The organism is Stenotrophomonas sp. YJH_SMC_105-26 (genome assembly GCF_059368915.1).
Genome location: NZ_JCAFSD010000001.1, coordinates 550414 through 563533, shown reverse-complemented (window position 1 = coordinate 563533; position 13120 = coordinate 550414). Strand labels below are relative to the sequence as shown.

The window sequence follows — 13120 nt, the reverse complement described above, 5'->3', positions numbered from 1 at the left end:
GGCCCGTTTCCACCGATTGCCGCTTCCAACCGTGTCCGTCCCTGATCCCGATCCCCGTCCGCTGCCGCCGGAAGAGCCCGGTCCCAACGAATGCTGTGGCAGCGGTTGCCCGCTGTGCGTGCTGGACCTGTATGCCGACGAGCTGCAGCGCTATCGCAAGGCGTTGGCCGAATGGCAGGCGCGGCACCCGGAAGCCTCCGCATGAGCCGCGCGCGTCCGGCGGCGCTGCTGGCGCTGGCCGCCCTGGTTCTGTTCCTGGTTACCGCGCTGTGGACCCAGTTCGCACGCACCGACCTGGACTGGGTGCGGGCCACGCTCAGCCTCTACCTGCACGGGCCGTGGGGGCTGGCGTTGCGTGCGGCGTACTGCCTGCTGGCACTGGCGATCACCCTGCTCGGCATCGCCCTTTACCGCGGCAGCATCGGCCCGCGGCGCAGCGCGGCGGCGCCGCTGCTGTTCACGGTCTCGGCGCTGGGCCTGGCCACGGTCGCCATCGGTGACAGCTGGCTGCCCGAAGCAACCCCGCTGCTGGCACCGTTCATCCACGGGTTGGCGGCCAACACTGCGTTCCTGTGTGCCAGCGTCGGCATGCTGCTGCAGGCCTGGTACCTGCGCCGCGAACCGGGCTGGCAGTCTGCCGCCGGCCTGCTCTGGGGCTGGGCCTGGCTGGCCTTCGTGCTGCTGTGGCTGCACGTGTTGTGGCGTGGCGGGCCGCCGCGCGGGCTGGGGCAGAAAGTGGTGATCGTGGTGATCGTGGGCTGGCTGCTGTATCTGGCGCTGGCGCTGTATCGGCGCAGTCGTCGCGCCGCAGCCTGCTGAAACCCCAACGGCCTGCACCGGTACGTGCCGTGCACGTGGAGGCAGCGTATCGTGTGCGCATTCCATCGGGGCTGCGATATGAAGCGTGCAGGGCTGGGCAGGGTAATGGGCGTGGTGCTGGCGCTGGCCGCACTGCCGGCAACCGCGGCAGCGACCGTGCAGCAGTTCAGCCACGGGCGGTTCGAACAGATTCCGGTGCACATGCCGGCCGGTACCCCGCAGCGGGTGGTGATCTGGTTCCACGAACCGACTCCCGGTGGCGATACCAGCCGTCTGCCGATCGAGGCCCTGCGTGCCGACGGTGCGATGGTCGCCGCCGTGGACATCGCGCACCTGCGCGGCGTGCTCAAGCGCGAAGGCAACCCGACCTGTTCGTTCGGTTCCGGCGATGTCGAGAATTTCTCGCGCTGGCTGCAGGCCTCGCTGCATCTGCCCGGGTACCACCTGCCGCTGGTCGGCGGCGATGGCGAAGGCGCTGAAATGGCCTATGCGCTGGCTGCGCAGGCCGATACGCAGGTGTTCGCCGGCCTGCTCACCACTGGTTTCTGCCCGGACCACAACCACGAGCGCATGGTCTGCGGCGATGGCGTGAAGCGCAACACGCTGCAACCCGCCGAACTGAACTTCCCGTGGTTGAGTGCAGCCGGTGATCACGGCTGCAAGGCGGGCGAGGCCAGCGGTTTCGTGCAGCAGGTGGCGATGGCGCGCGAGTTCAAGCGCACGGCGCGTGGTGATGCCTCACCGGGCCTGGTGGCTGCAGCGCGGGTGATGGGTGCGCAGGCAGGCGTCAGCCTGGCACCGCCGCCGGCCGCGCTGAAGGGCCTGCCGGTGGTGGAAGTACCGTCGACCGGCAACGGCGACACGCTGGCCGTGTTCGTCTCCGGTGATGGTGGCTGGGCCGGCCTGGACAAGGACGTGGCGTCGTCGCTCAACGAGCACGGCGTGGCCGTGGTCGGCATCGACTCGCTGCGCTACTTCTGGAGCGAGCGCACGCCGAAGGGTTTCGCTGCTGACCTGCAGAAGATCATCGATCACTACCGCCAGCAGTGGCACCGCGACAAGGTGATGCTGATCGGTTTCTCGCAGGGGGCCGACGTGCTGCCGGCGACCATCAACCAGCTCGATGCCGATACCCGTGCAGCGCTGGACCGCATCGTGCTGCTGTCGGTAGGCAAGAAGGCCGACTTCGAGTTCCACGTCAGCAACTGGCTGGGCGGCGGCGGCGACGGACTGCCGATCGCGCCGGAAGTGGCCAGACTGCCGGCGGAGAAAACGCTGTGCGTGTACGGCGACAAGGATGAGGACGCACTGTGCCCGGACCTGCCGGCCAATGACGGTGTGAAGAAGGTGAAGCTGCCGGGTGACCACCATTTCGGTGGTGACTATGATCGGCTGGCCGAGGTGATCCTCAAGGGCGGTATGTAGCGCTTGGTAGACGCCGACCTTGGTCGGCGCTGGGGCTGAGGGCGCCTTGGGGATGAGCGTGTCGACCAAGGTCGACACCTACCGGGCGACAGGTGGCGCCGGGTATGCCTGGTGGTGCGGGGCTTCAGTTGCGCCGCGGGTCCAGCGAGATCAGGCGCGTGGCATCCAGCAGTGCGGCCGGCAGGTGCATGCCGCCCGGCGCAGCGAGATAGCGTGGCCGCCACTGCGGGTCGAACTTCGACTTGAAGCGGCGCAGGCCACTGAAGCCGTAGAAGCGTTCGCCATGCCGCGCCAGCAGGCCGGCCAGGCGGTTCCAGCGGCCGGCCAGGCGATGCTGTGCCAGCCCGGACAGTGGCGCCATGCCCAGCGAGAAGCGTGCATAGCCCTGCGCGCGGCCCCACAGGAACAGTTCGATGAAGAGGAAGTCCATCGTCCCCTTCGGCGCCTCGTTGACGTGGCGCATCAGGTCCACCGACAGCTCGGCACCGGCCGGCGCCTGCCACAGGTTGGCGAACGCCACGATCTGGCCTTCGGCCTCGACCAGTGCCACCGGGAACCGCACCAGGTAATCCGGGTCGTAGCTGCCCAGCGAAAAGCCCTTTTCGTCGCCGGCCTTGTCTTCCAGCCACGCGTTGGAGATCGCGTGCAGGCGTGGCAGCAGGCTGGGAATTTCCTCCACCGGTGCCACACGGAAGGACAGGCCGCCGCGCTTGCCGCGGTTCCAGGCCTGGCGCAGGTCCGCACGTTCGCGGCCTTCCAGGCCGAAATCGTGCAGCGGCACCATCGCTTCTTCGCCCAGCTTGACCAGGCCCAGGCCCAGGTCGAGGTAGGTCTGCCAGTAGGACTCGCCGACCTGGTAGAACACCGGGCGCAGGCCGAGCCGGTCGGCTTCCTCGCGGAAGCGCCAGATCAATGCGCGGGCGACCTCCGGCGGGCCGACCGGATCGCCCATCGCGATCAGCGAACCGCCGTAGCGCTGCATCATCACGAAGCCCTGTTTCGCCTCGTCGCGCAGCACCGCCTTGTCGGCGGTCAGTACCAGGCAGGCCTGGGTATCGGTGGCACCGGCCAGTACCGGCGCCAGTGATTGCAGCGTGGCCTCGTCGGCGGCTGGCAGCGGGCTGCGCGTGCTGTGCAGCAGCCGCGCCAGGCCGAACATCACCAGCGCGATCGCCACGACCAGCAACGCGCGCAGCGCGCGTGGTGCGTTGCCCGATATCGCAAACTGCCACCACAGCTCGTTCTGGTACTCGACATGGCTGTAGGTGAAGAACAGCAGCCAGGTGACCGCGACCAGCACCAGGCCGAGGTTGCGCAGCCACGGCCATGACCAGGCTTCGTCCAGCAGCGCGCCCTGGCGGTAGAACTCGCGACGTGCGGCCCACAGTGCCATCGCCACCAGCACTGCCGAGACGGCGATCAACAGTTGGCCACCCCGCAGCCACAGCGGCAGCGGGGTGATCACGCACACCGCCATCGCCAGCACCCACGCGGCGTGGCTGCGCCGGGCCAGGCCCTGGCCGATCAGCAGCAGTGCGACGCCGCTGAGGCTGCCGATCAGGTGCGAGGTCTCCAGGATCGGCAGCGAGGCATTGACCAGGTGACGGCGTGGCGTCGGCAGCGTGCCGTCGATGACCAGTGCGGCGCCGATGCTGAACACCGCCAGCGCGATGATCTGCGGCAGCCACGGGCGCAGCGCGTTCCAGCCCGCACGGGTTGCCCCGGCGCTGGCCTGCAGCGGTTGGCGCAGGGCGGGCGCGAGCGCGAGCAGGGTGGCCAGCACCAGCGGCAGCACGTAGTAGGTGACGCGGTAGATCAGCGCCGCTGCCAGCACCGCCGCCGGTGCCACCTGCGGCAACAGCTTCAGCAGGCTCCACTCGAACACGCCAAGGCCGGCGGGCACGGTCGAGACCAGGCCGGCCAGCACGGCCACCAGGTACAGGCCGACGAAGCCGGGCAGTCCGGTCGGCGTGGAGTCCGGCAGCAGCACGTAGAACGCGGCACTGGCCAGCACCAGTTCGATCACGCTCAGCACGGTGACGCCGATCATGGTGCGGCGGTCGGGCAGCCACAACGCATGGCCGAACACGCTGAACTGCCGTCCATCGCGGCCGACCAGCAGTACGGTGCAGAGATATGCGAGCAGGGCGACGATGCCGACGATGCGCACGGCATCGGGATTCAATGGCAATGCCAACGCTGCCGCTGCAGGTTCCATGCACAGTGCCACGCTGATCAGCAGCCACGCCCCGAACACGAAGCCGAGCGTGCTCATCAGCACCACCTGGCCGATCTGCGCCAGGTCCAGGCCGGCGCTGCGGTAGCCACGCAGGCGCACCGCGCCGCCGGTCAACGCGGCAAAGCCCACGGTCTGGCCCAGCGTGTGCGCAAGGAACGCAGTGATGCCGACTCGCGCAGGGTGCACGCGGATGCCGCTGCGACGCAGGCCGATGGCATCGAAGCCGATCAGGCAGGCGTAACTGGCCAGGCCGAGTACCACGGTGAGCGCGATCTGCATGCCACTGAGCTGGCGGAACGCCTGGCGGATGGCCCGGTAGCCGTGCTCGTCGAACTCATTGGCCAGGCCGTGCAGGGCCAGGGCGAGGATCAGCAGCGGGATGACGATGGTGGCAACCCGCTTCCAGGCTGGCGTGGAAGGGGCAGTGGTGGAATCGATGGGGACGGTCATCGGCGCAAGGGTGCGGCAGGAGGGGCGAGGGCGGTGTCAACGCGGGCGTGGCGCATCGTGCGCCTGTCATCGTCATTTGACCAGTGGGACCGTCGGAGCCCGGTAGTGACGTGTCGCGGAAGGTGCCCGTGCACCCACCGTCGACCGGATTGGAGGACAATGCAGGCCTGATCACCCGCAGGAGCCACGCCCATGATGGAGCGTTACGACGTCGGACCGCGCATGTCCGAAATGACCGTGTACAACAAGGTCGCCTACCTCTCCGGCCAGATTCCGGAAGACACCAGCCAGGACATCACCGGACAGACCCGGCAGGTGCTGGCGGAGATCGACAAGCTGCTGGCACTGGTCGCCAGTGATCGCCAGCACGTGCTGCGCGCGGAAGTGTTCCTGGCCGATATCGCCGACTTCGACGGCATGAACAAGGCGTGGGACGAGTGGGTGGTCGAGGGCGCGACCCCGGCCCGCGCAACCTTCGAAGCCAAGCTGGCCCACGCCGAGTGGAAGGTCGAGATCGTGGTGACGGCGGCCGTGCCGTAACTGCGGGATGGGGCCGGATCCCTTTCCCGCGGAAAGGGATCCGCCCTGTTACAGGGGCAGCAACTCGATGCAGTCCACCGGGCACGGCGGAATGCACAGTTCGCAACCGGTGCACAGATCGGCAATGACCGTGTGCATGTACTTGGCGCCGCCGACGATGGCGTCCACCGGGCAGGCCTGGATGCACTTGGTGCAGCCGATGCAGTCGGCTTCCACGATCAGCGCCACCTGCGGCACCTTGTGTTCGCCACGCGAACGATCAAACGGAATGGCAGGCACGCCCAGTACCTGCGCCAGCGCGCGCGCGCCGGCATCGCCGCCCGGCGGGCAGCGGTCCACGCCCACCTCGCCGCGCGCCATCGCCTGCGCATACGGGCGGCAGCCGTCGTAGCCGCACTGCCCGCATTGGGTCTGCGGCAGCAGGCGGTCGAGGCGTTCGGTCAGGGGCGGGATCAGGCTCATGCTCATGCGTGGCGAAGGCTGCGCGTCGGGGTTACTTCAGGGGTTTGCCACGGAACCAGCGCTCGTGGGCCAGCGCCAGCATCGGCTTGTCTTCGGAACTGTCACCGTAGGCATGGATACGCACGTAGCGGGACAGATCGAACTGGCGACGGATGTGCTCGACCTTGCGCGGGCCGCAGTCGCCACCGGCATAGCGACCGGTCAGGCGGCCGTCCTGGCTTTCCAGCCGGTTGCAGATCAGCTGAAGGCCCAGCTGCTCGCACCATGGCCGCAGGTACAGGTCCAGCGAGCCGGACACAATCACCACGGTATGCTGCTGTTCCCTGTGCCAGCGGATCTGCTCCAGCATTTCCGGGCGCACCACCTCGGGCAGGAACTCACGCGAGAAGCCTGCGGCCAGCGTGGCGATGTCATCGCTGTGGCGGTTGCTGAAGGTCAGGCGGGTGACGCGTGCACGGATGCGTTCGGCCGAGATCAGTTTCAGCTTGTATGCGGCCAGCCACGGTCCGACCTTCCACCACGCCTGCGCCAGCTGTTCGGCGGTGGCCACGCGGCGCAGGAAACGGCCATAGGTATCGCAGGTGGTCACGGTGTGGTCGAAGTCGAACAGCGCCAGTTCCATTCCATTGCTTCCCATCGCGTTGCCTCCGCTGGCCGATGCTGCCAGCAGGCGCGGCGATGGCCGCGCCCGCTGCAGGCATCAGCGGACCGGCATGCCCGGCTGCGCGCCGCTGTCGGCGTCCAGCAGCGCCAGCGCGCCGCCGTCGAAACCGGCCGACAGGATCATGCCTTCGCTCAGGCCGAAGCGCATCTTGCGCGGGGCCAGGTTGGCGATGAACACCACGCTGCGACCGACCAGGGCTTCCGGCTCGCCGTAGCTGCCACGGATGCCGGAGAAGATCTGGCGCTTGCCCAGTTCGCCGGCATCCAGTTCGAAGCGCAGCAGCTTGTCCGAACCTTCCACGAACTCGCACACCAGCACCTTGCCGATGCGCAGGTCGAGCTTGGCGAAATCGTCGATGCCGATATAGGCCGGAGCATCGGCGCTCTTCACGCCGTCCTTGGCCGGGGCCGGTGTGGCCGGCTTGGCGGCGTCGGTCCTGGCGGCGGGGGCGGCAGTGGCGGCCGGCTGCAGGGTGTCCTTGGAGGCGTCGATCATGGCGTCAATCTTCTTCGGGTCGATACGGGTGAACAGCGGGGTGTAGTCGGTGATGCGGTGGCCCAGCAGCGGCTGTGCCAGTTCGGTCCAGTCATTGACCGGCGCGGCCAGGAAGGCCTCGGCCTGCGCGGCGGTGGCCGGCAGCACCGGCTTCAGTGCGGTGACCAGCACGCGGAACAGGTTCAGGCCCTGGCTGCACACGGCCTGCAGCTGCACGTCGGCGCCTTCCTGCTTGGCGATGACCCACGGCTTGACGTCGTCGATGTAGCGGTTGGCTTCGTCGGCCAGGGTCATGGTCAGGCGGATCGCCGCAGCCGGGTCGTTGCGCTCGTAGGCTTCGCGGATCGGCGCCAGGCCGTCGACGAAGCGCTGGTACTGCGCCGCGTCGGGCAGCTGCGCGGCCAGCTGGCCGTCGAAGCGCTTGCTGATGAAGCCGGCGCAGCGGCTGGCCAGGTTGACGAACTTGCCGACCAGGTCGGCGTTGACGCGGGCGATGAAATCACCCAGGTTCAGGTCAAGATCGTCGACGCCACCGCCGGACTTGGCGGCGTAGTAGTAGCGCAGCGCTTCCGGCTCCAGGTCGGCATCGAGGAAGGTACGCGCCATCACGAAGGTGCCGCGCGACTTGCTCATCTTGGCACCGTCCACGGTCAGGTAGCCGTTGACGTGCAGGCGGGTCGGCGCGCGGTGGCCGGTACCGTGCAGCACCGCCGGCCAGAACAGGCCGTGGAAGTTGACGATGTCCTTGCCGATGAAGTGGTGCAGTTCGGTGGCGGTGCCGGCGCGCAGGTGCGCTTCGAAGTCTTCGCCGAGCTTGCCGCACAGGGTCTGGAAGCTGGACAGGTAGCCGATCGGCGCATCCAGCCAGACATAGAAGTACTTGCCCGGCTGGCCGGGAATCTGGAAACCGAAGTACGGCGCATCGCGCGAGATGTCCCACGCGCGCAGGCCACCTTCGGCGTTGAGCCACTCACCCAGCTTGGCCTTCACGCCCGGCAGGGCGACATCGCCGGCCAGCCATTCGCGCAGGAATGCATCGAAGTGGCCCACCTCGAAGAAGAAGTGCTCCGAATCGCGCATTTCCGGCGTGGCGCCGGAGATGACCGAACGCGGCTCCTTCAGGTCGGTCGGTGCATAGGTCGCGCCGCAGACTTCGCAGTTGTCGCCGTACTGGTCGGGGCTGCCGCAGTTCGGGCAGATGCCCTTGACGTAGCGGTCGGGCAGGAACATGCCCTTGGCCGGGTCGTAGAACTGGGCGACCGAACGGCGGCTGATGTGGCCGGCCGCTTCCAGCTTCAGGTAGAACTGCTCGGTCAGTGCCTTGTTGGCCGCCGAGTTGGTCGAGTCGTAGTGGTCGAAGGCCACGCCGAAGGCGGCGAAGTCACGTTCGTGGCTGGCCTGGATGTTGGCGATGAAGGTTTCCGGGGTGACCCCGGCTTTTTCCGCGGCCAGCATGATCGGCGTGCCGTGGGTGTCGTCGGCGCAGACGAACCAGGCCTTGCCGCCGCTCATTCGCCGCGCACGCACCCAGATGTCGGCCTGGATGTAGCCGACCAGGTGGCCCAGGTGCAGCGGGCCGTTGGCGTAGGGCAGGGCGGTGGTGACGAGCGCGGTACGGGTCATGGTCGCGGGGTGAAGCCGAGGGGAACCGCAGAGTATCGCATGCCCGCAACGACGTGACCCGGCCGGGGCCGGGTCACGGGGATGAAGCGGGGGCCGGGGCGCTTATTCGCGCTGCCAGGTCTGCGCGCGGCAGATGAAGGCGATGCAGCCGGACACGTCCAGCCTGGTGCCACCCGGCTGCAGCTCCATCTTCGACTTGTAGGTCTTGCCGTTGGCCGGGTCGAGGATGGTGCCGCCGGACCACTTGTTGGCGCCATCGGCCTTCAGGTTCCAGAGGATGGTCATGCCCTTCACCGGCTTGTTCCTGTTCGCGCCTTCACAGCCATCGCAGACCGGGTTCGGGCCCTTGTCCGAGTGCAGGATGTCGACCACCTTGCCGGTCAGGGTGCCGTTGGCGGCCTGGGTGATCTCGACGATCGACTTCACCTTGCCGGTCTTGTCGTCGATGGTCTTCCAGCGGCCGGCGGCGCCGTCGGCGGCCTGGGCCGACAGGGCGGCCAGGCACAGCGGCAGTGCCAGCAGCAGGGTCTTGAAGGTGTTGCGCATGGTCCCCTCCCAGGGTTCATTCCGGCACGGTGCCGGCATGGGTCGACTGTATACCCATTCGGCGGGGTATGGGGAAGGGGGGCTTTGCAGGGCTGCGCCCTGCACCTGCAGAGGCAGCCGCAACAGCCGGAGCAACAGCAAAAGCGGACTTGCTGAGGGATGGCGGGGCACTGTGGGTTTGCGGGGCCGCCGTAAACCCGTCCCTGGGGGCTTGGTCGCCGCATCCATGCGGCTCACACCCCGCAAACCCACAATGCCCCGCCTTCGACAGTTTCCGGCGATCTGCCGGTGCTGGTGCGGTTGGTGGGTGTCGACCTTGGTCGACACAGATCCATGCCATGCGTGGATGACGTTTCCGGTGGCGGCGATAGGGTCAGATCCCTTTTCCGACGGAAAAGGGATCTGACCCCCGGGGACGTCAACCGGCTTCGTACAGCTCCAGCGGCAGGTCGTCGGGGTCGGCGAAGAAGGTGAAGCGGCGGCCGGTGTACTCGTCCACGCGGATCGGTTCGCACACTACGCCGTGCGCTGACAGGCGCTGGATGAAGGGTTCCAGCGTGGCCACGCGGAACGCGAGGTGGCGCAGGCCCTGGGCTTCCGGGCGGCTGGGACGGGGCGGCGGCGAGGGGAAGGAGAACAGTTCCAGCTGGCCGCCGTCGGGCAGGGCCAGGTCCAGCTTCCAGGAATCGCGCGCGGCGCGGTGGTTCTCGGCCAGCACGCGCAGGCCGAGGATGCGCACGTAGAAGTCTTTTGAACGTGCGTAGTCGCTGCAGATCAGTGCGGCGTGGTGGATGCCCAGCAGGGCACCGGAATCGGCGGTCATTGCAGGGTGTCCAGCCAGCGCTGGGCGATCTTCAGCGCCAGCGGATAGGGTTCGGGGTCGTTGCGGTTGGTCAGAACGATCACGGTCAGGTGTTTTTCCGGGTGGCGCACGATCACGTTGCGGAAGCCGATGCTCTCGCCGCTGTGCCATTGCACGGGGCCATTCAGCCGCCAGCCGAACCCGTAGTGCGGTACATCCGGTTCGGGCGTCGATGTGGCGGGGCTGAACATCGCGCGGCGCGAGGCCTTCGACAGCAGGCGGTCGTCGTACAGCGCCGCATCCCAGCGGGCCAGGTCGTCCAGCGAGGAATAGATGCCGCCATCGCCGAGCACGGCGCTGGTGGTGCTCTGGTCGGTGCGCCGCCAACGGCCATCGATCCAGCTGTAGCCATAGGCGCGTGCGGCGATGGTATCGATGCCGTCCTGATGGGCCACGGTGTGGGCCATGCCCAGCGGGCGGAAGATGCGCTGTTGCAGGAAGGCTGCGAAATCCTGGCCGGAGGCGCGGCCGACGATCAGTGCCAGCAGCGCATAGCCGCTGTTGCTGTAGTGGTACTGCGTGCCGGGCGCGAAGTTCAGCCGGTCCTGGCGCGACAGCAGGGTCAGCACATCGGCGTCATGCACCTGCCGAGCATCAGCCGGGTCCATCAGGTCTTCGTAGTCGGGCAGGCCACCGGTATGCGAGAGCAGCTGGCGGATGGTGATGGCGGCCGCAGCCGGGGGCAGTTCGGGCAGCCATTGCCGGGCAGGTTGGTCCAGCCCGAGCCGGCCATCTTCCACCAGCAGCAGCACCGCCGCAGCGGTGAACTGCTTGCTGACCGAGGCCAGCCGGAAGTTGCTGGCCGCGGTGACCGCCGTGCCGTCCTCCACCACCGCCAGGCCATAGCCGCGCCGGAATACCGGTTTGCCGTCATGCAGCACCAGTACGGCGGCGCCGGGCACCTGGCCGTCGTAGGCCTGCATCAGGCCGTCGATGCCCGCATCCGGTGGGGCCAGCACCGGTGCGGCGACGGTGGCCAGCGGCAGCAGGCCCAGCACGGCGGCGAACAGGGCGACGGCAGGACGCATGGCGGCTCCGGAAGGCTCAGGGTGACGGGGCGGGCGTGGCGCTGGCCGGCTGGGCCATCCAGCGTTCCATCTTGCGGTCCAGCACGTCCAGCGGCATCGAGCCGTCCTTCAGCAGTTCGGCGTGGAAGCGGCGCAGGTCGAAGGCGGCGCCCTGGCGCGCCCTGGCCTTGTCGCGCAGGGCGACAATGGTGGTCAGGCCGGCCACGTTCGACAGTGCCTGGCCAGGCTGGGCCATGACCCGCTCGACTTCGGCGTTGGCATCGTCGCTGCTCATGTCCACGGTCTTCTGCAGGTAGGTGACAGCCTGCTGCTTGCTCCAGCCCTGGGCATTCACGCCGGTATCGGCCACCACGCGGGCGGCGCGCAGCAGGCGCGAGTACAGGTAGCCGATGCGGTCGTAGGGATCGGTGTAGATGCCCAGGTCCTCGCCCAGCGTTTCGGCGTACAGGCCCCAGCCTTCGACGAAGGCGAGATCGCCACCGAGGCGGCGGAAGCGCGGCAGCTTGGCCAGCTCCTGCTGCAGGCCCAGCTGCACGTGGTGGCCGGGGATCGCTTCATGCAGGTACTGCACCGGCACGTTCCAGCGCTTGCGGCCGGGCAGGTCGCGGGTGTTCACGTACAGCACCGCGGATTGCCCGGGCAGTGCCGGCTGGTAGGCAGCGGCAGCGGCGGTGAGCGCACGCTCCGGTTCCACCGCGCGTACGTCCAGCGGCGCCTTGGGCAAGGTATCCAGCACCTGCGGCAGGCGTGCGTTGACCTGCTGCTGCACCTGGCGGTAACGGTTGATCAGCGCATTGGCATCGCCGTACTGGAACTGGCGGTCGTTGCGCATGCTGCGCAGCAGCTTGGTGGGGGTGCCGCGCAGCTTGGCATCCTTCATCACCGTGGCGATCTGCGCCTGCAGTTCCTGCACGCGTTGTTCGCCCAGCGCGTGCAGCTGCGCGGCGGTCTGGTCGCTGGCGGTGGTCTGCACGATCAGGCTGGCGTACCAGGCCTGGCCATCGGGCAGTGCGCCCAGGCCGCTGCTGGCGCGCGTGGCCGGCAGGTATTCGGTGGCGATGAAGCCGCGCAGGGCGCGATAGGCCGGCATGATGCGCAGTTCGATCATGCGCTTGTACTCGGCGCTGATGCGCGCCTTGTCCTCGGCCGGGATGGTGTTGGGCATGGTGCGGATCGGCGACCAGAAGATGCTCTCTTCGGCGGTCGGCTTGATCACCGCATCCAGTTGCGGCAGCACTTTTTCCATCAGGTCGCGCGGCTGTACCACGCCGGCCTTCATGCCTTGGCGCATGTTGTCGATGGCCTGGTCGAACAGTTCGGGAATGCCCAGCGAACGGCGCGACCAGGTGTCGTAGTCCTGCACGGTGTTGAATGGCTGCGCGCCGGCACCGGCACCGAGGATCGCCATGATGCTGCCGATGTTGTAGTACTGGCTGATCGGCATCATCCAGCTCGGGTAGCGCTCGGCGGCCAGCGAGGCGCGTGCGTCGCGCACGAAGATCTCGTAGCTGAGCAGGTCCTGGCCCTGCAGGCCATCACTGCCGAGCTTCTCGACCTTGCCCAGCCATTGCGTGGTGAAGTCGTGCGACTGCTGGCGCCAGGCGGCGGACAGGATGTTGGGCAGCTGGTCGTTGTAGCGGGATTCGCCCTGGAAGGTGGCCTGCAGCGGGTTCAACCGCATCGAGGCATCCCAGTACTCGTCGTACAGGCGCTCCAGCTGTACCTGCTTGGGTACGGCACGGGCCGGCGCCACCGGACGCGGCGCGGCGCGGCGTGCCGAGCTGCCACGCGCCGGTGCGGTGGCGCGGGCGGGCCTGGCCTTGGGCTTGGCAGCCTGGCGGGTCTGCGCGGCGGCAGGGCGGCTGGCCTTCTTTTTCGCTGCTTCGGCCGACGGCACGGCACTGAACAGGAACAACGCGGCGATGGCGGCGGCCAGGGCGCGGGTGGGATGCGGCATCAGGAGCTTC

At 68.2% G+C, this 13120-nt stretch carries 12 protein-coding genes; 4 read left to right on the top strand and 8 right to left on the bottom strand.

The genetic code is table 11. The annotated features are described in order from the left end of the window. The first annotated feature begins 31 nt into the window (after window positions 1–31). From AC5P7F_RS02725 to AC5P7F_RS02715, 3 genes are all read left to right on the top strand, one after another. A complete protein-coding gene (locus AC5P7F_RS02725) occupies window positions 32–205 on the top strand; it encodes an oxidoreductase-like domain-containing protein (protein ID WP_032958663.1) in 174 nt (57 codons plus the stop codon). After that, on the top strand, window positions 202–819 hold the full coding sequence (locus tag AC5P7F_RS02720; RefSeq protein WP_014647965.1) for a DUF998 domain-containing protein: 618 nt from the start codon (window positions 202–204) through the stop codon (window positions 817–819). Before AC5P7F_RS02725 ends, AC5P7F_RS02720 begins: the two co-directional genes overlap by 4 nt. A gap of 78 nt (window positions 820–897) precedes the next feature. Next, a complete protein-coding gene (locus AC5P7F_RS02715; RefSeq protein WP_032958666.1) occupies window positions 898–2244 on the top strand; it encodes a virulence factor family protein in 1347 nt (448 codons plus the stop codon). A 124-nt stretch (window positions 2245–2368) separates the two neighbouring features. Here the strand turns inward: AC5P7F_RS02715 and mprF are convergent, their stop codons facing one another. Then, window positions 2369–4933 (bottom strand): bifunctional lysylphosphatidylglycerol flippase/synthetase MprF, encoded by a 2565-nt coding sequence (gene mprF / locus AC5P7F_RS02710; RefSeq protein ID WP_142235310.1) that lies wholly within the window; start codon window positions 4931–4933, stop codon window positions 2369–2371. A gap of 192 nt (window positions 4934–5125) precedes the next feature. Here mprF and AC5P7F_RS02705 point away from each other — a divergent pair, with 192 nt between their 5' ends. Then, on the top strand, window positions 5126–5473 hold the full coding sequence (locus tag AC5P7F_RS02705) for a RidA family protein (protein WP_005418155.1): 348 nt from the start codon (window positions 5126–5128) through the stop codon (window positions 5471–5473). Between the two features lie 48 nt (window positions 5474–5521). Here the strand turns inward: AC5P7F_RS02705 and rnfB are convergent, their stop codons facing one another. The 7 genes from rnfB to AC5P7F_RS02670 all read right to left on the bottom strand — a co-directional run bounded on the left by rnfB (window position 5522) and on the right by AC5P7F_RS02670 (window position 13110). Next, window positions 5522–5935: an Rnf electron transport complex subunit RnfB gene (rnfB, locus tag AC5P7F_RS02700; RefSeq protein WP_014647962.1), complete on the bottom strand. Its 414-nt coding sequence runs from the start codon at window positions 5933–5935 to the stop codon at window positions 5522–5524. 31 nt (window positions 5936–5966) lie between these two features. After that, complete coding sequence (locus tag AC5P7F_RS02695) at window positions 5967–6557, bottom strand: HAD family hydrolase (protein ID WP_032958670.1); 591 nt, start codon at window positions 6555–6557, stop codon at window positions 5967–5969. Window positions 6558–6635: 78 nt separating this feature from the next. Continuing rightward, a complete protein-coding gene (metG, locus tag AC5P7F_RS02690; protein WP_164077473.1) occupies window positions 6636–8717 on the bottom strand; it encodes a methionine--tRNA ligase in 2082 nt (693 codons plus the stop codon). 102 nt (window positions 8718–8819) lie between these two features. Further along, window positions 8820–9263, bottom strand: coding sequence for a DUF2147 domain-containing protein (locus AC5P7F_RS02685; RefSeq protein ID WP_012480941.1), 444 nt, complete (start codon window positions 9261–9263; stop codon window positions 8820–8822). Between the two features lie 418 nt (window positions 9264–9681). Beyond that, a complete protein-coding gene (gloA2, locus tag AC5P7F_RS02680; protein WP_014647959.1) occupies window positions 9682–10086 on the bottom strand; it encodes an SMU1112c/YaeR family gloxylase I-like metalloprotein in 405 nt (134 codons plus the stop codon). Beyond that, window positions 10083–11153, bottom strand: coding sequence for a serine hydrolase domain-containing protein (locus tag AC5P7F_RS02675; protein WP_046431895.1), 1071 nt, complete (start codon window positions 11151–11153; stop codon window positions 10083–10085). The genes gloA2 and AC5P7F_RS02675 overlap by 4 nt, the downstream gene beginning before the upstream one ends. Before the next feature lie 16 nt (window positions 11154–11169). Next, window positions 11170–13110 (bottom strand): DUF885 domain-containing protein, encoded by a 1941-nt coding sequence (locus AC5P7F_RS02670; RefSeq protein ID WP_049442350.1) that lies wholly within the window; start codon window positions 13108–13110, stop codon window positions 11170–11172. Window positions 13111–13120: the final 10 nt, after the last annotated feature.